The following is a 19,782-nucleotide window of genomic DNA, read 5'->3' on the forward strand; positions in this document are numbered from 1 at the left end:
ACTGGACACCTCACTCTATGTAAAATCCTAGTTGACGCAATCTTGAAAACGTAAAATCCCTTGCATAGGTAAACACTAAATCACGCTCAGGCTCACTAAAAATTTCATGGTACAGTCCTGGCCACACTTTCCAATGCTTTTCAGAAAGAGACACTTGGTGTACCCACTCATATACCTTTTGCAGATCGACAATTTTGTCGTCACCTGCCTGCATAACACATAATGGAAAATCCTTCATCTCTGCTACATCTTCAAATGCATTCTTCATGGCACCGATTAGTTCACGATACCATCTTATAGAGACTTTTGTAATGTATAATGAATCATTTTCTTCGGCATTTTTTACCTCCTCGTTCCTTGTTGACAAGTCAGTAGAGATGCCGCTCTCCAATTTGAACTTTGGAGTGACGAGATTCAGCCCCTTACTTATCGCGCTTTTGAACTTGGTAGGGGTATAGGCCAGACCAAAACACGGGGAAGACAGGATCACACCCGCGATGTGCAACTGTTCCTTCTCTTTTGTTTGTAAAAGCCGTGTAGTAGCCAATCCCCCCATACTATGACCTAGCAAAAAGACAGGAAGGTGATACTCGTATGCATGTTGCAGCCAATCGTAAATTGCATCAATGTACTGGTCAAACGACTGAATATGTCCACGTCCAGAGCGTGATGTCGTTCCTTGTCCTGGAAGATCACCCATGATGACGTGAAAGCCTGCCTCCTGCCATTTTTCGATTAACCACGTATAACGACCGTGATGCTCCATGGCACCGTGCACGATGACCATGACACCTTTTGCCTCGCCTTCGGTTTCCCATTTCCACATCTTGATGCCTCCTCTTAAAGTGTCTTTCTCTTTTCTTCGTCCTTGCATTCTTCAGCATTGTTACCCAAAATGATACGTAAAGATGTTTACAAATCCCGAAAAGGAAGTGGCTGATTTGATTTACCCATTCAACGGTATAACACCTACTATACATGATAGCGTATATTTAGCAGACTATACGACGATTACAGGAGATGTATTCATCGGAGCAAACTCCAGCATCTGGTTCCAAACTGTTATTAGAGGAGACGTGGCCCCTACGATTATCGGAGAAAGGGTAAACATTCAAGACCTTTGCATGCTTCACCAAAGTCCGAATCGACCTTTGCGCATAGAAGACAATGTTACAGTAGGACACGCTGTTACGTTACATAGTTGCCATATTAAAAAAGGGGCCTTAATCGGGATGGGCTCTATCATTTTAGACGGTGCTGTGATCGGTGAAGGCGCCTATATCGGGGCAGGGAGTCTCGTGCCACCCGGAAAAGTAATTCCTCCGCATACACTTGCCTTTGGCCGACCGGCTGTTCCTATCCGTAATGTAACAGACGAAGACCGAAAAGATATGAATCGTATTCAACAAGAATACCAAGATAAAGCACAACTGTACAAAACTATGCCTTCTGTCCGATAAATAAAAAGAGGTCTTCTTTTACTCAATAGACCTCAATAATTGGTCTTAGGAGAGAAGAGTCATGCTAATTGGTTTAGGTACCGCCTTCGTTTGCTTATTTATCGCTCTGTCACTCTTTTGGAGAAAAAGGTGGGTGCTTGCATCTTGCCTGTTAGCACTGGCTAGTACTACTGTGGTGGGATTAACTTTGCGCGGCGATCTTCAAATCGCTTTGGCGGATCGTCTTGATTTTGCCAATACTAGTGTGACAGTACCTCAAAATACTTTAAGTCAAGAGGTGGAGATGGTTTCTTTAGATGAGAAGGTGCGCCTCGATGTCCCCATTATCGGTCAGTATCCCGAGCTCCCACGTGGCTGCGAAGTAACAGCTTTGGCCATGTTTCTTCAGGCTGAAGGGGTATCTGTAGACAAAATGACACTGGCTGAGGAAGTCAAAAAAGACCTCACGCAAAAACAAGTACGAAATGGGAAGATATTCTTCGGTAATCCTAACGAAGGTTTTGTCGGTGATATGTACGATAAATCGAATCCTGGATACGGTGTTTATCACGGGCCTATATTCGAACTCGCCTCTCGTTACTTGCCTGGGCAAATCATCGACATCACTGGTGGAACGTTTGAAGAAGTCCTTACCGCAGTAGCTGATGGTCGTCCTGTCTGGGTGATCACAAACGCCACTTATGATGAACTCCCCCCATCAGCCTTTGAAAAGTGGAATACTCCACAAGGGGAGATTTCTATCACGATGGAGGAGCATTCTGTTGTAGTCTCTGGTTTTGATGAGGAGTTTGTCTACTTCCACGATTCCATTACAAAAACAGCTTATATGAAGGCGCCCCGAGCAGAATTCGAAGCTGCTTGGATACAAATGGGGCAACAAGCGATTACGACTTTGCCAGATGGTGAGTAATATTCAATAATCGTGGGTGAGCATTCTCATAGAGTAGAAGTATGCGTGACCGGGATTGTGGCGTTTACTACCGAGGGGTCAGGTGGTTCCCGGGCAACGGGGTTCGAGCGGAATATCTAACAAAACAAGCAATCAGCACGAAGACCGATTGCTTGTTTTTCACTTTAAAATAACCGAGTACAAAGACGGATCCTGTTCGATAGCCTTTTGTTGAAAATTGTACGCATCTGTGAAATACACTTGATACCACAAAATAAAAACAAGTACCGTCCATAGCTTACGGCTGTAGTCTCCTTTGCCCACGCGATGGTCTTCAAGCAGCTGAAGAAGATACGACTTATGGAAGAGGTGATCCACTTCAGCTAGCTGAAACAAATCACGTGCCCAGTCATACCACTCGTCTTTTAACCAGTGGCGAATTGGTACTGGAAATCCAAGCTTTCGTCTTTGCAACACGTGGTCTGGTACGATGCCTTCTACCGCTTTCCTTAGCATGTATTTCGTCGTACCGTTTGTCGTTTTCAAAGCTGTCGGCAACTCGCGGGCTACGGCAAACACCTCTTTGTCTAAAAACGGTACGCGCAATTCCAATGAATGCGCCATCGTCATCTTGTCTGCCTTCAACAAAATGTCACCGCGCAACCACGTGTACATATCGATATGCTGCATTCTTTCAACAGGGTCGTACGCCTTATTTGCTTCATATAGAGGCTGCGTCACATCCGTGTAATGAATGTCCTCGTTGTAACGAACAAGAAGCTGTCGTTTCTCTTCCTCCAAAAACATCTTGGCATTTCCGATAAAGCGTTCCTCTAATGGAGTCGTGCCTCGGTCTAAATAGCTCTTCCCTTTCACACCTTCTGGTAACAGGCGCGAAATGGTTCTTAGCCCTCGTTTCATTGCAGGCGGTAGTCCTTCGAGCATTTGTAAACTTTGTGGTTCACGATAAATGTTGTAGCCACCAAACAGTTCATCTGCACCTTCTCCACTTAAAACGACTGTGGCGTGCTTGCGAGCTTCTCGTGCGACAAAATATAAAGGGACACACGCCGGGTCTGCTAGTGGGTCATCTAAATGCCACATGATTTTTGGCAATTCGCGCTGATACTCTTCAGGAGAAATGATGTACGAAATGTTTTCTACACCAATTTTATCTGCCGTCTCCTTCGCCACATCAATCTCTGAGTACCCTTCCTGCTGAAAACCAACAGAAAATGTTTGAATGCCGGGGTGAAATTCTTTGGCGATGCTGGCGATAATGGAAGAATCGATTCCCCCTGAGAGAAACGACCCTACCGGCACATCACTACGCAAATGCTTCTCAACAGAGTCGTACAAGCCGTCTTGAATTCTCTTCACCCAATCAGTTTCTTCACGAAGCACTGGTTGGAACGTTGGTTTCCAGTACATTTCAATATTCATTGGCTCACCGACCGTTTTCGTAAAAAAGTGACCAGGCGGCAATTTTTTAATGCCAACAGACATTGTCATCGGTTCTGGGACGTATTGGAATGTGGCGTACTGCTGCAATGCATCGTAATCTAGTACATCATTTTTCAGTGCATGTACGAGTGATTTTTTCTCAGAAGCAAACCATGTCCGTTCCGCATCTTCTTTATAGAAAAACGGCTTAATTCCAAATTGATCACGTGCGCCAAACAGCTTCTGCTCCTCTTTGTCCCAAATCACAAAGCCAAACATCCCACGAAGCGATTGAACTGCTTTTTCCCCGTGCAAATGATAATACGCTAAAATAGTTTCCGTGTCAGAGTCCGTTTCAAACGTCAGACCCGCCTCTTTGCACTCTTCGCGTAATTCCAAGTAGTTGTAAATTTCTCCATTAAAAATAATCCAATACCGTTCATTTTCGTAAGAGAGAGGCTGATGCCCACACTCTAAATCAATAATACTCAAACGGCGAAATCCAAATTGTACACGATCATCTTTAAAGAACCCTTCGTCATCTGGTCCACGGTGGGTGATCATTCGATTCATTTCTTGAAAAGTCGTATCATTCACTGGTCCTACTCCAGGATTGTGAACGCAACCAATAAAACCACACATATGTTGTCACCTACTCTATTCTCATGCATTTGTATGTACTCTTATCATCCTACTCAAAATAAACGAGCAGTGCAATGCCCCAAAAGAACGGTCATTTTTATTGTAAACGACAACTATTCTAATGCCGGATCCTCTTCTCTTCTTTCCTAAAACAGTTTGCACAAAAAAGGGGGCGGTATGAGATATTTCACTCACGCCACCCCTTTTCCCGTTATCCGTTTAACGAGCAGCCTCTTGAGCTTCATCGCGCAAAAGGGTTGCTTTATCCGTTTCTTCCCATGGAAGATCTAAATCGTTTCGTCCAAAATGACCATATGCTGCCGTTTGCTTGTAGATCGGGCGCCGTAAGTCAAGCATTTTAATGATACCGGCTGGACGCAGGTCAAAATGCTTGCGTACGAGATCTACGAGCACTTCTTCGGTAACAGTTCCAGACCCAAATGTATCAATAGAAATAGAAACCGGTTGAGCAACTCCAATTGCATAGGCAAGTTGCACTTCACATTTATCAGCAAGCCCTGCAGCCACGATGTTTTTCGCCACGTAACGTGCTGCATATGCCGCAGATCGGTCAACTTTCGTCGCATCTTTTCCTGAGAAAGCCCCTCCACCGTGACGTGCATAGCCACCATACGTATCTACAATAATTTTACGGCCTGTTAAACCGGCATCGCCTTGTGGTCCACCGATAACGAAGCGACCAGTTGGGTTAATGAAGTATTTAGTGTTCTCGTCAATAAGTCCTTCAGGCATAACCGGTTTAATGACGTGTTCCTTTAAGTTACGCTGAATTTGTTCCAACGCAATTTCTGGGTGGTGCTGTGTTGAAATAACAACGGTATCAATACGAACAGGTTGATTGTTCTCGTCGTACTCCACAGTTACTTGCGTTTTACCGTCTGGACGTAAGTAAGGAAGAATATCCTCTTTTCTTACCTCTGTTAAGCGGCGTGCAAGACGGTGACTTAATGCAATTGGAAGTGGCATAAGCTCTTGTGTTTCGTTACATGCAAACCCGAACATAAGACCTTGGTCTCCAGCACCGATTGATTCAATTTCTTTATCCGTCATTTGACCTTCACGAGATTCTAATGCTTGGTCAACACCCATTGCGATATCTGGCGATTGCTCGTCAATTGATGTCAGAACGGCACATGTTTCAGCATCAAAACCGTATTTTGCTCGTGTATAACCGATACCACGAATCGTTTCACGAACGATTTTTGGAATGTCGACATAAGTTTGTGTTGTGATCTCTCCAGAAACGAGCACTAGACCTGTGGTGACAGATGTTTCACATGCTACACGTGCGTTCGGATCTTTTTCTAAAATGGCATCCAAAATAGCATCTGAGATTTGGTCACAGATTTTATCAGGATGTCCTTCAGTTACAGACTCCGACGTGAATAAGCGACGATTTTTTGACATAGTTTTATTCATCTCCTTCAACTTCTGGGAGTCCATACTTTCGGAGTGCTTCTGGCTTCTTTTTCAAAGGAAAAACAAGTTCCTATTATAGAAAAAACCTTTCCCATTATGAGGAAAGGTATACATCATTCAGCCTTTCACTCTTATCGATCAAGGGCTCCCCTTGCTACAGGTTAAGCACCTTAGGAGCGGGCGTATCTCGCTGCACGAGCTACAGGCGCTTTAGGCAAGCGCCTTCCACATCTCTTGGTTGCTGGGTTTCATCGGGCCTGTTCCCTCCACCAACTCTGGATAAGAGTATCCATTCAACAATTTATCTTAACGTACGCAATTAAAAAATGCAATGTTATCTTTCATTTTTTGTCGAAGTTTGCTTTTGTGGAATCGCACAAGCCCCATCTTTGCATTGTGAAGCCAACAATTTATGACGATTATTTGCGATAAGACGGTACACGGGATTACCGATCCGGTCTATAAAAGGAACATAAAGCAAAATTGCTAAAGGAAAACCGAGTGGTGTTTGTCGAAGTAAATAACGTACCGCATAAAATCCCTTTTTCGTTTTCTTTCTCGTAAGAACGTGAAGCTCTGTCCGGAGTTCTTCATTTGTATAAGAGACATCGTCCGCTACTTCTTGGAGGGTGCTCCATTGAATTCGATGGAACAGATCAAGTTGACGAAAAGCCTCTTTCGTTTTGCGACAGAGTGCACATTGCCCGTCGTACAACGCTATTACTCGTTTCATTGAATCCACCTCCCTTAAGGTTAGTATACAGAAATAGGAAGGAAAGAGACACCGAAAAAGTTGTGTCACACAACGTGTAAATTAGTATAGACTATTAAAACCAATGTGTTATACTAATTAACATCAAACAAGACAAATTTTCCAGTAAAGGTAGGGTCACGTATGCAATCCAGTATGCTTCAAAAAGAATTGTCTCAACTTATTCATGGGGAAAATGTCATCATGCAACCCTCTGTTCCCGTGCTCGTACAAGAATCTTTATCACGAAACGAGGGACAGCTTACTGCTACCGGAGCACTCAGTGTGTCAACTGGAGAATTTACCGGTCGTAGTCCGCTAGATAAATATATCGTTAAGGATGACGAAACGAAGGATACAGTAGATTGGGGGGCTATTAACCAACCTATCTCTCCAGACGACTTCGGACGTTTATATGAAAAGGTAGTTTCTTACTTACAGAAAAAATCTGAAACTTATGTGTTCAAAGGATTTGCTGGTGCCGACAAAGAGTATCAACTTCCAATTCAGGTGATGACAGAATATGCGTGGCACAACTTGTTCGCACAGCAATTATTCATCACGCCAACGAAAGAAGAATTTAGCAACCATGAAGCACAGTTTACTGTATTATACGCACCTGGTTGTAAAGCTGATCCAGTTGTAGATGGAACACGTAGTGAAACATTTATTGTTACTTCCTTCACGCAACGTGTCGTCTTAATTGGTGGAACAGAATACGCTGGTGAAATGAAAAAAGCCATTTTCTCTTGCATGAATTACTTATTACCGAAACAAAACGTATTTCCTATGCATTGCTCTGCAAACATTGGTGAAGAAGGGGATGTCGCACTTTTCTTCGGACTTTCAGGTACTGGGAAAACGACATTGTCTGCTGACCCACAGAGACGCCTTATCGGTGATGACGAGCACGGCTGGTCGTCTCACGGTATTTTCAACATAGAGGGCGGATGCTATGCAAAGTGCATCGGACTTACTGAAGTGAAGGAACCACAAATTTACCGCGCGATCCAATTCGGGGCTGTTCTTGAAAATGTTGTCTTAAACCAAGATGGGGAACCGGATTATGATAACAACACAAAAACAGATAACACACGTGCCGCATACTCTTTGCAGGCTATTGATCGAGCCGTGTTACCTTCTGTTGCGAGTCAACCTACAACGATTGTATTTTTGACAGCTGACGCATTCGGTGTTCTTCCACCCATCGCCAAGTTAACGAAAGAACAAGCAATGTATCACTTCTTGAGTGGTTACACGAGCAAATTAGCAGGAACAGAACGCGGGATCACTTCACCACAAGCAACATTTTCTGCCTGTTTCGGAGCACCGTTCCTTCCACGTTCACCACTTCATTATGCGGAACAACTCGGGGCGAAACTCGACGCAGAAGAAGTTCAAGTTTTTCTCGTTAACACAGGCTGGACAGGAGGCCCTTACGGAGTTGGAGACCGGATGCCTTTACTCCAAACGCGCCTCATGATTCATGCCGCCTTATCTGGTGAGCTTGACGCACTAGACACAATACAAGAACCTGTATTTGGTCTGCATATCCCACAAGGCATTCCTGGAGTTGAAGAAAACCGACTTCACCCTCGGAAAACGTGGAATGACCCTGCTGAGTATGATGAAAAAGCAGCACAACTCGTTGCCCAATTCCGTGCTAACTTCGAAAAGTTTCGCGGTGTCGCGGCTACTATTGAAAAAGCTGGTGGGCCTATAGCGTAAATTAAAACAAAAGCTGACTCCAATGGCGAACAAGTCATCGGGTCAGCTTTTTTTGTGTTCAAGCTTTATCCTAAGTCTGCGCATTCCCCGCTGAGTCTGCGCATTCCCCGCTGAGTGTGCGCATTCCCTCCTGAGTCTACGCATTCCCCGCTGAGTCTGCGCATTCCCTCCTGAGTCTGCGCATTCCCCCCTGAGTCTGCGCATTCCCTCCTGAGTCTGCGCATTCCCCCCTGAGTCTGCGCATTCCCCGCTGAGTCTGCGCATTCCCCGCTGAGTCTGCGCATTCCCTCCTGAGTCTACGCATTCCCCGCTGAGTCTGCGCATTCCCCGCTGAGTCTGCGCATTCCCCGCTGAGTCTGAGCATTCCCCGCTGAGTCTGCGCATTCCCCCGCTGAGTCTGCGCATTCCCTCCTGAGTCTGAGCATTCCCTCCTGAGTCTGCGCATTCCCCGCTGAGTCTGCGCATTCCCCGACAAAAAAACGCAAAGGACTTCTTTACACTAAAGTCTCATGCGTTTTAATCGATTAGTGTCCTTTAAAATCAACATCTAGTTCGTCGAATGCAACGAGTGTAACTCATAGCGTAGCACCGTTTGATCCGCTTCCCATTTTAGAGACGATACAGTAGCGGTACCGGATGGCTCACTTGCTGCCGTTTTATACAAAGTAAGTTCTTCGCCGATAGGAAATAGGTGGTACCCATCTAACAAAAGTTCAAATGTATTTTGCTTTAAACGTTTTGCTTTTCCTTCCGTCACTAGCTTTGTCTCCCACGTTACGCGCATCAGATTATCCCCCGTTTATGTAGATGATTTTTCATTTAGCTGTGCTTTTCATCCACTAGGTAGCCCTTTTAACTGTTTCTCGATTTACCTGTGGTGGAAAATAGTGTGTATACGTTGGAAAATACCATGTTTCTACTGGCTTGTCCATCCCTTACTGTCTTGTGGGATTCGGTGAGATGAACGGATAAAACTCTACGGTTCCAGACTAACGACCCACAGCTAACCTCTTCTATTCTAACTAGACAAAGGCCATTTTATTTCCAAATAAAATATAGGCATTCACACACACATTCCTTCTTTCATAAGATATCACAGCGACAGACAAAAAACGTATGTCTCTATTTATAAAGACGATTTCCGTTCACGTTGGCGTTACGAAAGGCCTACTATTAGTCCTTTTCATCCAATTCGTCTCGTGATGAAAAGAGTGATAAAAAAGGAGTGGAACGTGTTCATGAAAGGGAAAAAAGTTCTCTTACTGTTATTGGCTGGCATTCTTATGTTTGGGTTAGTCGCTTGTTCAGCTGAGGATGGCAGTTTGAAACAAGTAAAAGTTGCAGAAGTTACTCGATCTATTTTCTATGCTCCCCAATATGTAGCCGTTGAAAAAGGTTTTTTTGAAGAAGAAGGATTAGAAATAGACATTACGACGACATGGGGCGGAGACAAGACAATGACAGCTCTTCTTTCTGACGGTGCAGACATCGCACTAGTTGGCTCAGAAACGTCAATCTATGTATATGCACAAGGAGCAAGTGAGCCTGCTATCAACTTTGCTCAATTGACACAAACAGACGGAACCTTCCTCGTGGCACGCGAACCCGATGACGACTTCCAGTGGGACGATATTAAAGGGAAGGACTACTTAGGACAGCGACCTGGTGGTATGCCACAAATGGTTGGCGAGTTTGTTCTCAAAAACAACGACATTGATTTAGAGAATGATATCAATCTCATCCAAAATGTAGATTACGCAAACATTCCAAACGCCTTTGCCTCTGGAACTGGTGACTACGTACAGCTGTTTGAACCGCAAGCAAGTATGTTTGAAGAAGAAGGCATCGGATATATTGTCGCCTCCTTCGGTGAAGAAAGTGGCAAAGTACCATACACCACCTTCATGACAAAAGAAGACTACTTGACGGAAGATAAAGAAACTGTAAAAAAATTCACTCGTGCCATTTACAAAGCACAGCAATGGGTTGACAGTGCCTCTCCTGAGGAAATCGCTGAAGTTGTCGCGCCTTTCTTTGAGGATACAGAAATGGAACTACTCGCAACGGTTGTGGAGCGATACAAGAGCCAGAACTCTATGGCTACAGATCCAATTCTAGATGAAGAAGAATGGAATAACTTGCAAAACATCATGGATGAGTCTGGACAATTACCAGCAAGAGTTGATTACACTGACCTTGTTAACATCGACATTGCTGAGGGAGTTATCAACGAGTAAAGGAGGACACACATCATGTCGTTTGTGACTGTACACGATGTGAACCATAGCTACTTTTCGGAGAGGGAGGCCACAGAAGCACTCAGGGACATCTCGTTTACGATGGAAAAGGGTGAATTTATCTCTCTACTTGGTCCGAGCGGCTGTGGGAAGACGACACTTCTCTCCATTATCGCTGGTCTATTATTGCCAACAACAGGGACTATTACACTCAATAACAAAACGATGCAAGGTCCCTCTCGTGATACTGGCTATATGCTGCAACAAGATTACTTGTTTCCTTGGAAGACCATTGAGGAAAATGTCACGATCGGATTAACCATTACGGGAAACAAAGAAGTACAGCCTCGTCAGAAAGCCCTTTTGCGTCTTGAGGAATTTGGACTGTACAATGTGGAGAAGAAATACCCGAGTGAACTATCAGGGGGGATGCGCCAACGGGTTGCCTTGGCGCGCACCCTTGCTACAGACCCTAGTATTCTACTCTTAGATGAGCCATTTTCAGCGCTCGATTACCAAACTAAGCTCAAACTAGAGGATCTTGTATTCGACACATTAAAGGCCTATGAAAAAACAGCTATTCTTGTCACCCACGATATTGGTGAGGCAATTGCCATGAGTGACAAGATCATTTTACTTTCTCCAAATCCCGGAACGATCCACCGCACCTTTCATCTCTCAGATGAATTGCGTACGATCCGTCCATTTGAAGCCCGTCAACACGACACTTACAATGATTGGTTCCGAGAGATATGGAAGGAGATGGAGTCCCTTGAATAATATAGAGATAACAATTCATGAACGTTATCAACAATACAAAGCTAAAATCCGTAAAGAAAAGCGGACTGTCCGTCTTATCCAACTCCTTCTCTTCGTTTCCTTTTTCGGATTATGGGAAATAGCAAGCCGTAACGAGTGGATTGACCCACTCATTTTTAGTTCACCGACAAAAGTTTGGGCGCTCTTTCTTGAACACTTACAGACCGGTCAACTTTTCTCCAACTTATCGATTACGCTGTTTGAAACTGTACTAGGATTTATTCTCGGAACAGTAGCAGGTGTTCTTCTTGCCATTCTGCTCTGGTGGTCACCTAGAATCTCCAACGTGCTCGACCCCTACATGGTCGTGATGAACGCCATGCCAAAAGTGGCACTTGGTCCTATTCTCATTGTGGCTCTCGGTCCAAACTTTTCAAGCATTATTGCTATGGGGGTGCTCATCTCTGTCATTATCACCACCCTTGTCGTCTACTCTGCCTTTCAAGAAGTAGATCCAAACTATCCAAAAGTATTGCAAACGTTTCAAGCATCTAAAAAGCAAGTATTTCAAGAGGCCATTTTTCCTGCCAGCCTTCCGACTATTATCTCCACACTGAAAGTAAACGTAGGTTTATCCTGGGTCGGGGTCATTGTTGGAGAATACCTTGTCAGCAATAGCGGACTCGGGTACATGATCATTTACGGATTCCAAGTATTTAATTTTACACTCGTTATGCTATCTCTGCTACTCATCGCATTATGTGCCACTCTCATGTATCAAGGAGTCGAATGGATCGAGCGAAAAGCACTTCGACGAACAAGACAATAATGGATCTCACTCACAGCGAGCCAAGTACTTTCGCATTATTACAATGCTTCGTACTGGCTCGTTTTTCTATTGACATTTAAATCACTCCTTTACCGAAGCTTCGAGATTCATTCCCGCTATTACGCTTCGTTATACCCGTTTCTTTTACACAAAACTAATTATTCAGACTTTTGTATGTCGTATTGACTTGAAAATGATTATCAGTGAGAATGTAATCAGAGATAATGAAATTCATTATCATCTAACTAATAGAAAAAATTTGGAGGGATACGGATGAAAAAGCGTAAATGGTTATTGCAGTTGTTTGTTCTCATGTTTTCACTAGTGGTTTTATCCGCTTGTGGTGCTACGAGCGAGAACGTTTCTAGTGATACTTCCCCGAGTAACGGGGCTACAAATAGTGACGAAAAGCAAGAGGTAAACTTGTACACGAGTCGACATTACGACACTGATCAAGAACTTTACGATCAGTTCACTGAGGAAACAGGCATAGCTGTAAATGTCATCCAAGGATCAGAAGACGAATTAATTGAACGTTTGAATCGTGAGGGGGAGGCAACAGAAGCTGACCTGTTCATCACAGCGGATGCTGGACGTTTATATAGAGCAAAAGAAGCTGGAGTTCTCCAACCTGTAGACTCCGACGTATTAAATAAAAATGTTCCCGAAAACTTGCGAGATAAAGATAACGAATGGTTCGGTCTTACCATGCGTGCACGTGTGATCGTATACGACAAGGATCGTGTAGACCCTTCGGAGTTATCTACATACGAAGAGCTAACAGAGCCTAAATGGAAGGATCGTGTCTTAATCCGCTCATCCTCAAGCATCTATAACCAATCCCTGCTAGCTTCCTTGATCGAGATAAACGGAGAAGAAGCAGCGAAAAGTTGGGCAGAAGGTATTGTCGAAAATATGGCACGTGAACCAGAAGGCGGTGATCGGGATCAGGCGAAAGGTATAGCGGCTGGTGAAGGTGATGTTGCGATCATGAACACGTACTATGTTGGGGGCATGCTTAACTCTGCTGAAAAAGAGGAAGTGAGTGTCGCCGAAAAATTGGGTATTTTCTTCCCTAATCAAGATACGTCAGGCACACACGTAAACGTTAGTGGCATTGGCTTAACGAAGTATAGCAAAAACAAAGACAACGCGATTCAATTTATGGAGTTTTTGACAAGCGAAAAAGCACAAGGACAATTTGCGAGTGCAAACTACGAGTACCCTGTCAATCCGAATGTAGAGCCATCAGAGCTCCTGCAATCATGGGGCGATTTCAAGAAACAAGATATTAACCTTTCGATTTTAGGAGAGAACAATGCACAGGCTTTGATGCTCTTTAATGAGGTTGGTTGGAAGTAAACATGGATAAGCAGGATCGCTCCCAATTGGGACGGTCCGCTTTTTCTGTGAGAAAAAAGAGGGTGAATGGATTGAGAATAAAACACTTCTTTTCTGGATGGGGTCTCACAACTCTTGTATTTGGTGTACTACTTACCTTCCCTACCGCCATGCTCATGATTCGTATGTTTCGCCCAGCCAATGCAAACTGGGCACATATTCAACAATTTATGTTAACTGGCTATTTGATGGATACAGTTACACTTGCATTTTGGACAGGTGCGTTTTCTGTAGCCATTGGGGTTACATTAGCTTGGCTTGTATCAGCCTATCAGTTTCCCTTCCGCAACACCCTGAAGTGGGCACTAATGCTACCACTAGCCATACCACCTTATATCGGAGGCTATACATATCATGGGATGCTCAATTACACTAGCGTACTTCAAACGACGTTACGTAACCGCTTTGACATAAAAGTCAACCAAAACTATTTTGATATTTTGAATATGCCGGGTGCGGTGTTCATTTTCACCATTTTCTTATATCCGTACGTATACGCGATTACACGTGCTTTTCTGGCTAGGCAAGCCACGTCCCTTATCGATAATGCTCGGGTGCTCGGTAGCGGTGCATTTCGTACTTTTTTCTACGTAATCCTTCCTATTTCACGAGCATCCATTGTAGGTGGGGTTAGTTTAGTTATTTTAGAAGTGTTAAATGATTACGGGGTAGTCAAATACTTCGGCATTCAAACTTTTAGTACGGCTATTTTCCAAACGTGGTTCTCTTTCGGTGATTTAGATTCTGCTATTAAACTAGCAGGAATTCTCATGACCGTCGTGATTTTTATTATCCTACTGGAAAAGTTCTTACGTGGTAGGAAGCAATTCAGCTATAGTAATACGAAAGTTTCCCCACTCCGTCCTCAACCCGTGTACGGATGGAAGAAATGGACGATTGGAGGATTTACGACAACCATATTTATTCTTGGCTTTGTACTGCCCGCACTACAGCTAATTTACTGGGCGACGTTAACTTTTGATTCCATTTACTCGATAGCATTTGTTCGGATCATTTTCAACTCAGCGCTAGTGGCTACTATAGGGGCAGTGCTCGTGATCGTTTTCGCACTCATAGTAGCTAATTTTATGCGCATGAGAAAGGGCGTACTGTCTAACGCCATCGCCAAACTTACCGTACTAGGCTATTCCATTCCGGGAGCAGTCATTGCTGTTGGTGTCATCAGCTTTTTTATTGCTACAGATGAGTGGCTATTCGGTGTTTACGAGCTGTTCGGCCTCCCACCGACATTACTACTTAGCACAAGCTTGACTATGCTCTTGTTTGCCTATGTGATTCGGTTTATGGCGATTGGATATAACTCTGTTGAATCAGGCTTTGATAAAGTTGGCACCACGTTTACTGAGGCCTCTCGAGTATTAGGAATGTCTTGGACAGCAACGTTTTTCCGCGTTGATGTCCAACTGATCCGTCCGGCTATCTTTAGTGGCTTCATCCTTGTGTTTATAGATATTTTAAAGGAACTACCACTTACGCTTATTTTGCGACCATTTAATTTTGAAACATTGTCTACTACAGCCTATCGCTATGCAAACAATGAAATGGTGCAAGAAGCGGCACTATCCTCATTGTTCATTACTTTCATTAGTGCTATTTCAATTTATATGTTTTATCATCTCATTGAAAAGGAGCCAAACTAATGCATGTAAACATACAAAATCTACAATTTCGATATCCGTCCATGCCAACAGCTACCGTCGAGGATTTTTCTATCGGAATACAAGAAGGTGAGATCATTTCGATTCTAGGCGAAAGTGGAAGTGGGAAAAGTACTATTTTACGCTTGATTGCTGGCTTGGAAAAACCACAAAAAGGAATCATTCGTGTCGGAAATGATGTTTTTTCTAATGGCTCTGGCATTTTCACCCCTACAGAAAAGCGCGGTCTCGGTATGGTGTTTCAAGACTATGCCCTATTTCCACACATGACAGTTGAAGCTAACATTTTGTTTGGCTTAAAAAGGTGGAATCGAAGCGAACGAAAAAAAAGAGTTGTGGAAATGCTTGATCTAGTGAATATGATAGAGTATAAAAAACGCTACCCTTATGAGCTAAGTGGTGGGCAACAGCAACGGGTCGCCTTAGCACGGGCCCTTGCACCTCAACCCTCGTTACTACTGCTTGATGAACCGTTTAGCAACTTAGATGCCCACCTTCAGCAACGTATTCGAGACGAGCTAAGAGAAACGATAAAAAGAACTGGTACCACCACCTTGTTCGTTACTCATGACGAAGAGGATGCGCGCGCACTTGCAGACAGAATTATCATTGTCCGACAAGGTCACGTCCAACAAATCGGTAGGCCGTGCGATTTGCTCAGAGCTTAGGCGTTGTCGTTTCAGACTCCCAGCCAAAATAGGTTGGGGGTTTTTTTGGTGGATCTGCCACTTGGAGTCCGGTCGATTTACTGTAGATTCTGTTTAAGTTTCCCTGAGTCTGAGCATTCCTCCCTGAGTCTGAGCATCCCTCCCTAAGTCTGAGCATCCCTCCCTGAGTCTGAGCATTCTTCCCTAAGTCTGAGCATCCTTCCCTGAGTCTGAGCATCCTTCCCTAAGTCTGAGCATCCCTCCCTAAGTCTGAGCATCCCTCCCTGAGTCTGAACATCCCTCCCTAAGTCTGAACATCCCTCCCTAAGTCTGAGCATCCCTCCCTGAGTCTGAACATCCCTCCCTAAGTCTGAGCATCCTTCCCTGAGTCTGAGCATTCTTCTGTGTTGTACTCATAGATGACCTTAGAGCCCGATGAAGTGAGCAGTCCCCTCACAGCTGAAAATATATATACATTCCCTTCAATTATTGGTATATACATATGTCCATTCCACTGATATAATACGTGTGTACAGCTCATATACTAAAAATGATAACGCTTTCATACTTGTTACTAGGAAAAGGCTGTGCATAAAAAAAGGAGGGGTATTATGTTTCGCTTTTTACAGCAATTAGGGCGCTCATTAATGTTACCAATTGCCACGTTACCTGTTGCCGCTTTATTAGTTCGGTTAGGAGCTACAGATGTACTTGACATTCCATTTATTGCGGCAGCCGGTGATACTCTACTTGCAAACCTGCCACTACTGTTTGCCATCGGGGTCGCGATCGGATTTGCAAAGGATAACAACGGTGCTGCTGGACTCGCTGGTGCTATCGGGTATCTAGTGCTCTCGAGCGCTACTGCAGCGTTTGATGAGACGATTAACATGAGTTTTTTAGGAGGATTAATTTCCGGGGTCATCGCTGGGCTTCTTTACAATCGCTATCATGATATTAAGCTTCCACAATGGTTAGGTTTCTTCGGGGGAAGACGCTTCGTACCGATCATTACTGCTTTGACAATGGTCTTGTTATCTATACTATTTGGCTTCATTTGGCCCGCTATTCAAGCCGGGATTGATCAAATCGGCATCTGGCTGATCGACGCTGGAGCTGTAGGCGCAGGATTGTACGGATTTTTCAACAGACTACTCATTCCAATCGGTATCCATCACGTTTTGAACAGCTTTATTTGGTTCCAGTTCGGTGAGTTTAACGGAGCAACTGGGGATTTAAATCGCTTCTTTGCAGGAGATCCGACTGCGGGTGTCTTTATGGCAGGATTTTTCCCGATGATGATGTTCGGTTTACCTGCTGCGTGTCTTGCCATGATCTATACAGCGAAAAAGGAAAACCGCAAAATGGTGGCGGGGATGCTCGGTAGTTTAGCCTTAACTTCCTTCTTAACAGGGATCACAGAACCAATTGAGTTTACCTTTATGTTCTTATCACCACTTTTATATGGGGTTCACGCGGTGTTAACAGGACTGTCCTTAGTCGTAACAAATGCCTTTGGAGTGCTACACGGTTTCGGATTCTCTGCTGGTTTTTTGGATTACGTGCTTAGCTTTAACATCGCCACAAAGCCACTTCTCATCATACCGATTGGTTTGGGATTGGCCGTGTTGTACTTTGTAATCTTTACGTTCTTAATTAAAAAACTAGATTTAAAAACTCCTGGTCGAGAAGATGAGGGAGAAGAGTCTTTACTAGCAGAAAACAAATCTATTCAGTCAAAGGCTGATGACGATGATGTAGTTGCTGCTCACTATATCGAAGCTTTAGGTGGCAAGGACAACATCGATACATGTTCCAACTGTGTAACGCGCCTCCGTATGCGTGTCAATGAAATGCAATCCGTTGATGAAAAGAGATTAAAATCGCTTGGTGCTAAAGGAGTCGTCAAGCTGAACGACCACGACATACAGGTCATTGTCGGTACGAATGTTGAACGTATTGCGAACCGGATGCGACAGCAATTGTAAGTTTCAAATACCGTTTTACAAAAGGAGGAACTGGTTCATGAGGATTTATGAACCGGTTTCTCTTTTTGCTGTTCCCCTATTCTTTCAAGGGTTAAAGGCCATACGTCGTCTCTCATCATAAAACTAAACCGTTCATCGTGACGGATATCGGCAAGATCACCTTCCCAAATAAGGGGTCCTTTCGTTTCAAAGTCTGTTGGTGGCGTGTCTAGCTTGTCTACTTCAGCGAAGAAAATAGCCTTCACAAAGGGGATATACGTGTTCACACGATATGATCCTATTCTCGTTAAGGAACGAATGTGGGCACCTGTTTCTTCCCACACTTCTCTTCTGGCCGCATCTTCCATCGTCTCCCCACTCTCCACTTTTCCACCAGGAAACTCATATCCTCGTTTCGGATGGTCTGTTAACAACCATTTTCCTTTGTATCGACAAATGATCCAAACATGTCCAATCTCTCCTTGGAAGGAAGCTTTTTCTCCCCATTCCAACTCAATCCTCATCCCATTTTGATCTTGGAACTTGTGCAAAGTAATCCCCCTTTTCCTCTAGTACTTTCATCTCATGATAGCAAACTTCATTTTTTGGTAAATTACCCTCTCTCTTGGAGAAACATAACAGAATCCTAAAAGTGACTCCAAAGAAATAGATACCTTTGTCGAACCTTACAATGGATCCATTGCTGAAAAGAGAACAGGCGAAGTACCTATGGAAATTTAAACAACCATTAATATGGAAGTATCGTTAACCTCTCTCATACTCTATCAAAAATAAAGCGCCAAGTATCTTATAATTACCACATACTGTTAAACACAGAAGCGGTGGGCATTATAATAAAAACAGCTCTAGGAACGTGAGCCCTAGAGCTGTTTCATTAGTTCACGGTCCTGGATTTCGATGTGGATTCAGCATTCCAGATTGCTCGACCCACTGTTTTGCAGAGTCGTCTCCTAATTCATGTACCATTTGATATACTTCCATTAAAGTGCGATCATAGGCATCGTTTTCTCGATCGTAATGGTACTGCACGTAAGGTACGTGTGCACGCAAAAAGCTTTGCCAGTTTGAAGAGTGCATAGAATCAAAGCACTCGCGAAGCTTCACGATTTCATCATCGGTTGCTTCAACAGTAAAATTCCATTCAGAAGACGTGCCACTCCGAGAGATTTCCCCATTTCCAAGGTTGATGTAGTAGGTTTTTTTTTCGTTTTCCAGCATCCCCTGATTCATCCTCCTTCAATTGTTTTACCATTAGTGTGAGAGGAATTGCAGAAGTTATACCTTATTTTGTATGGGCGTGCGAAAACGTCCTCCTACTCATTAGCTCTTTGGTTGCTCTTCATCCTCATTTTCTTGTTGTTCCTGATCGGCTTCAGCAGGCTTTTTGTCTGCCGAAATAATGATTTCTCTCGGTTGTTTTAGCGATTGAATAGCACCTGTTAATACTTTTGGAATGGGAACGCCTGCATGGCCTGCATTTTCAAGTATCGAAATCAGTTCATTGAGAATATAAAAGATAATGGTCGCATCGCGAATGAAGTTCTGGTCGCCTAGCAACTGGTCGACAAAATTTGCTACTGCCACAAGTGCAAATATAAAAACTTTTTTCGCGATCCCTTTTAATCCGACTTTGCTGGAGATTTCTCCGTTCACGAAGGCTGATAGCAAACCTGTCGTATAATCAATAACCACTGTAGCAAACAATATGGTTATTAGCATGTCCCACCCTCCAAATAGAAACAAAACAATCGCTCCTAGAGCACTAGCTACAGGAAGTAACCATTGGAACTTGTCCACTACATCTACATCCCTTCTGATTAGCATTCAACTATTTCACACTATATGCAAAGAAAAGGGGAAATGATTGGACATCTAGCTTTGGAACATAA

Annotated in this window: 18 protein-coding genes, 1 pseudogene and 1 riboswitch; of the genes and pseudogenes, 10 read left to right on the forward strand and 9 right to left on the reverse strand. The window is 43.8% G+C overall.

Going from position 1 to position 19,782, the window contains the following annotated elements; all coding sequences use genetic code 11:
- Nucleotides 1–10 precede the first annotated feature (10 nt).
- On the reverse strand, nucleotides 11–826 hold the full coding sequence (locus HHK01_RS11850) for an alpha/beta hydrolase (protein ID WP_170007991.1): 816 nt from the start codon (nucleotides 824–826) through the stop codon (nucleotides 11–13).
- 115 nt (nucleotides 827–941) lie between these two features.
- Between HHK01_RS11850 and HHK01_RS11855 the strand changes: the two genes are divergently transcribed.
- Both HHK01_RS11855 and HHK01_RS11860 read left to right on the forward strand, forming a co-directional pair.
- Nucleotides 942–1,460, forward strand: coding sequence for a gamma carbonic anhydrase (locus tag HHK01_RS11855; protein WP_194241302.1), 519 nt, complete (start codon nucleotides 942–944; stop codon nucleotides 1,458–1,460).
- A 61-nt stretch (nucleotides 1,461–1,521) separates the two neighbouring features.
- Nucleotides 1,522–2,370 carry a C39 family peptidase gene (locus HHK01_RS11860; RefSeq protein WP_170007993.1) on the forward strand — a complete coding sequence of 283 codons (849 nt, stop codon included), beginning with the start codon at nucleotides 1,522–1,524 and terminating at the stop codon, nucleotides 2,368–2,370.
- Nucleotides 2,371–2,529: 159 nt separating this feature from the next.
- Here HHK01_RS11860 and asnB read toward each other — a convergent pair whose 3' ends face one another.
- From asnB to HHK01_RS11875, 3 genes are all read right to left on the reverse strand, one after another.
- Nucleotides 2,530–4,434, reverse strand: a complete 1,905-nt coding sequence (gene asnB / locus HHK01_RS11865) for an asparagine synthase (glutamine-hydrolyzing) (RefSeq protein WP_170007994.1) — start codon at nucleotides 4,432–4,434, stop codon at nucleotides 2,530–2,532.
- Between the two features lie 219 nt (nucleotides 4,435–4,653).
- Nucleotides 4,654–5,862: a methionine adenosyltransferase gene (metK, locus tag HHK01_RS11870; RefSeq protein WP_170007995.1), complete on the reverse strand. Its 1,209-nt coding sequence runs from the start codon at nucleotides 5,860–5,862 to the stop codon at nucleotides 4,654–4,656.
- A 140-nt stretch (nucleotides 5,863–6,002) separates the two neighbouring features.
- Nucleotides 6,003–6,160, reverse strand: a riboswitch (SAM riboswitch).
- 48 nt (nucleotides 6,161–6,208) lie between these two features.
- Entirely contained in the window at nucleotides 6,209–6,607 is a 399-nt protein-coding gene (locus HHK01_RS11875; protein WP_228027560.1) for a thiol-disulfide oxidoreductase DCC family protein, read from the reverse strand.
- A 162-nt stretch (nucleotides 6,608–6,769) separates the two neighbouring features.
- On the opposite strand from HHK01_RS11875, the gene pckA reads away from it, so the two are divergent.
- On the forward strand, nucleotides 6,770–8,353 hold the full coding sequence (pckA, locus tag HHK01_RS11880; RefSeq protein WP_170007996.1) for a phosphoenolpyruvate carboxykinase (ATP): 1,584 nt from the start codon (nucleotides 6,770–6,772) through the stop codon (nucleotides 8,351–8,353).
- Nucleotides 8,354–8,900: 547 nt separating this feature from the next.
- Here pckA and HHK01_RS11885 read toward each other — a convergent pair.
- Complete coding sequence (locus tag HHK01_RS11885; protein WP_170007997.1) at nucleotides 8,901–9,137, reverse strand: DUF2584 family protein; 237 nt, start codon at nucleotides 9,135–9,137, stop codon at nucleotides 8,901–8,903.
- A 55-nt stretch (nucleotides 9,138–9,192) separates the two neighbouring features.
- A pseudogene (locus tag HHK01_RS15830) lies at nucleotides 9,193–9,285 on the reverse strand (S9 family peptidase); the annotation flags it as partial.
- Between the two features lie 306 nt (nucleotides 9,286–9,591).
- On the opposite strand from HHK01_RS15830, the gene HHK01_RS11895 reads away from it, so the two are divergent.
- The 7 genes from HHK01_RS11895 to nagE all read left to right on the forward strand — a co-directional run bounded on the left by HHK01_RS11895 (nucleotide 9,592) and on the right by nagE (nucleotide 17,893).
- Nucleotides 9,592–10,590 (forward strand): ABC transporter substrate-binding protein, encoded by a 999-nt coding sequence (locus HHK01_RS11895; protein WP_170007998.1) that lies wholly within the window; start codon nucleotides 9,592–9,594, stop codon nucleotides 10,588–10,590.
- 15 nt (nucleotides 10,591–10,605) lie between these two features.
- The gene (locus HHK01_RS11900) at nucleotides 10,606–11,370 is read left to right on the forward strand and encodes an ABC transporter ATP-binding protein (protein ID WP_170007999.1); all 765 of its coding nucleotides are present in this window, start codon (nucleotides 10,606–10,608) and stop codon (nucleotides 11,368–11,370) included.
- Entirely contained in the window at nucleotides 11,363–12,178 is an 816-nt protein-coding gene (locus HHK01_RS11905) for an ABC transporter permease (RefSeq protein ID WP_228027561.1), read from the forward strand. Before HHK01_RS11900 ends, HHK01_RS11905 begins: the two co-directional genes overlap by 8 nt.
- Before the next feature lie 273 nt (nucleotides 12,179–12,451).
- Nucleotides 12,452–13,540, forward strand: coding sequence for a Fe(3+) ABC transporter substrate-binding protein (locus HHK01_RS11910; RefSeq protein WP_170008001.1), 1,089 nt, complete (start codon nucleotides 12,452–12,454; stop codon nucleotides 13,538–13,540).
- 149 nt (nucleotides 13,541–13,689) lie between these two features.
- Nucleotides 13,690–15,240: an ABC transporter permease gene (locus HHK01_RS11915; RefSeq protein ID WP_170008776.1), complete on the forward strand. Its 1,551-nt coding sequence runs from the start codon at nucleotides 13,690–13,692 to the stop codon at nucleotides 15,238–15,240.
- A complete protein-coding gene (locus HHK01_RS11920) occupies nucleotides 15,240–15,926 on the forward strand; it encodes an ABC transporter ATP-binding protein (RefSeq protein WP_170008002.1) in 687 nt (228 codons plus the stop codon). Before HHK01_RS11915 ends, HHK01_RS11920 begins: the two co-directional genes overlap by 1 nt.
- Nucleotides 15,927–16,516: 590 nt before the next feature.
- Nucleotides 16,517–17,893 (forward strand): N-acetylglucosamine-specific PTS transporter subunit IIBC, encoded by a 1,377-nt coding sequence (gene nagE, locus HHK01_RS11925; protein WP_170008003.1) that lies wholly within the window; start codon nucleotides 16,517–16,519, stop codon nucleotides 17,891–17,893.
- A 35-nt stretch (nucleotides 17,894–17,928) separates the two neighbouring features.
- Here nagE and ytkD read toward each other — a convergent pair whose 3' ends face one another.
- The 3 genes from ytkD to HHK01_RS11940 form a co-directional block, all read right to left on the reverse strand.
- Nucleotides 17,929–18,423, reverse strand: coding sequence for an RNA deprotection pyrophosphohydrolase (gene ytkD, locus HHK01_RS11930; protein ID WP_170008004.1), 495 nt, complete (start codon nucleotides 18,421–18,423; stop codon nucleotides 17,929–17,931).
- 349 nt (nucleotides 18,424–18,772) lie between these two features.
- Nucleotides 18,773–19,111: a hydrolase gene (locus HHK01_RS11935; protein ID WP_170008005.1), complete on the reverse strand. Its 339-nt coding sequence runs from the start codon at nucleotides 19,109–19,111 to the stop codon at nucleotides 18,773–18,775.
- A gap of 102 nt (nucleotides 19,112–19,213) precedes the next feature.
- Nucleotides 19,214–19,717 carry a phage holin family protein gene (locus HHK01_RS11940; protein ID WP_170008006.1) on the reverse strand — a complete coding sequence of 168 codons (504 nt, stop codon included), beginning with the start codon at nucleotides 19,715–19,717 and terminating at the stop codon, nucleotides 19,214–19,216.
- Nucleotides 19,718–19,782 lie beyond the last annotated feature (65 nt).

This window comes from Bacillus fonticola (assembly GCF_012955605.1).
Taxonomy (GTDB): Bacteria; Bacillota; Bacilli; order Bacillales; family JC228; genus Bacillus_CG; species Bacillus_CG fonticola.

Excerpts from the sequence above, each read along its gene's own strand:
- HHK01_RS11850 (WP_170007991.1), bottom strand. The coding sequence starts at position 826 with ATGTGGAAATGGGAAACCGAAGGCGAGGCAAAAGGTGTCATGGTCATC.
- HHK01_RS11860 (WP_170007993.1), top strand. The coding sequence starts at position 1,522 with ATGCTAATTGGTTTAGGTACCGCCTTCGTTTGCTTATTTATCGCTCTG.
- asnB (WP_170007994.1), bottom strand. The coding sequence starts at position 4,434 with ATGTGTGGTTTTATTGGTTGCGTTCACAATCCTGGAGTAGGACCAGTG.
- metK (WP_170007995.1), bottom strand. The coding sequence starts at position 5,862 with ATGTCAAAAAATCGTCGCTTATTCACGTCGGAGTCTGTAACTGAAGGA.
- HHK01_RS11875 (WP_228027560.1), bottom strand. The coding sequence starts at position 6,607 with ATGAAACGAGTAATAGCGTTGTACGACGGGCAATGTGCACTCTGTCGC.
- pckA (WP_170007996.1), top strand. The coding sequence starts at position 6,770 with ATGCAATCCAGTATGCTTCAAAAAGAATTGTCTCAACTTATTCATGGG.
- HHK01_RS11885 (WP_170007997.1), bottom strand. The coding sequence starts at position 9,137 with ATGCGCGTAACGTGGGAGACAAAGCTAGTGACGGAAGGAAAAGCAAAA.
- HHK01_RS11895 (WP_170007998.1), top strand. The coding sequence starts at position 9,592 with ATGAAAGGGAAAAAAGTTCTCTTACTGTTATTGGCTGGCATTCTTATG.
- HHK01_RS11900 (WP_170007999.1), top strand. The coding sequence starts at position 10,606 with ATGTCGTTTGTGACTGTACACGATGTGAACCATAGCTACTTTTCGGAG.
- HHK01_RS11910 (WP_170008001.1), top strand. The coding sequence starts at position 12,452 with ATGAAAAAGCGTAAATGGTTATTGCAGTTGTTTGTTCTCATGTTTTCA.
- HHK01_RS11915 (WP_170008776.1), top strand. The coding sequence starts at position 13,690 with ATGCTCATGATTCGTATGTTTCGCCCAGCCAATGCAAACTGGGCACAT.
- HHK01_RS11920 (WP_170008002.1), top strand. The coding sequence starts at position 15,240 with ATGCATGTAAACATACAAAATCTACAATTTCGATATCCGTCCATGCCA.
- nagE (WP_170008003.1), top strand. The coding sequence starts at position 16,517 with ATGTTTCGCTTTTTACAGCAATTAGGGCGCTCATTAATGTTACCAATT.
- HHK01_RS11935 (WP_170008005.1), bottom strand. The coding sequence starts at position 19,111 with ATGCTGGAAAACGAAAAAAAAACCTACTACATCAACCTTGGAAATGGG.
- HHK01_RS11940 (WP_170008006.1), bottom strand. The coding sequence starts at position 19,717 with ATGCTAATCAGAAGGGATGTAGATGTAGTGGACAAGTTCCAATGGTTA.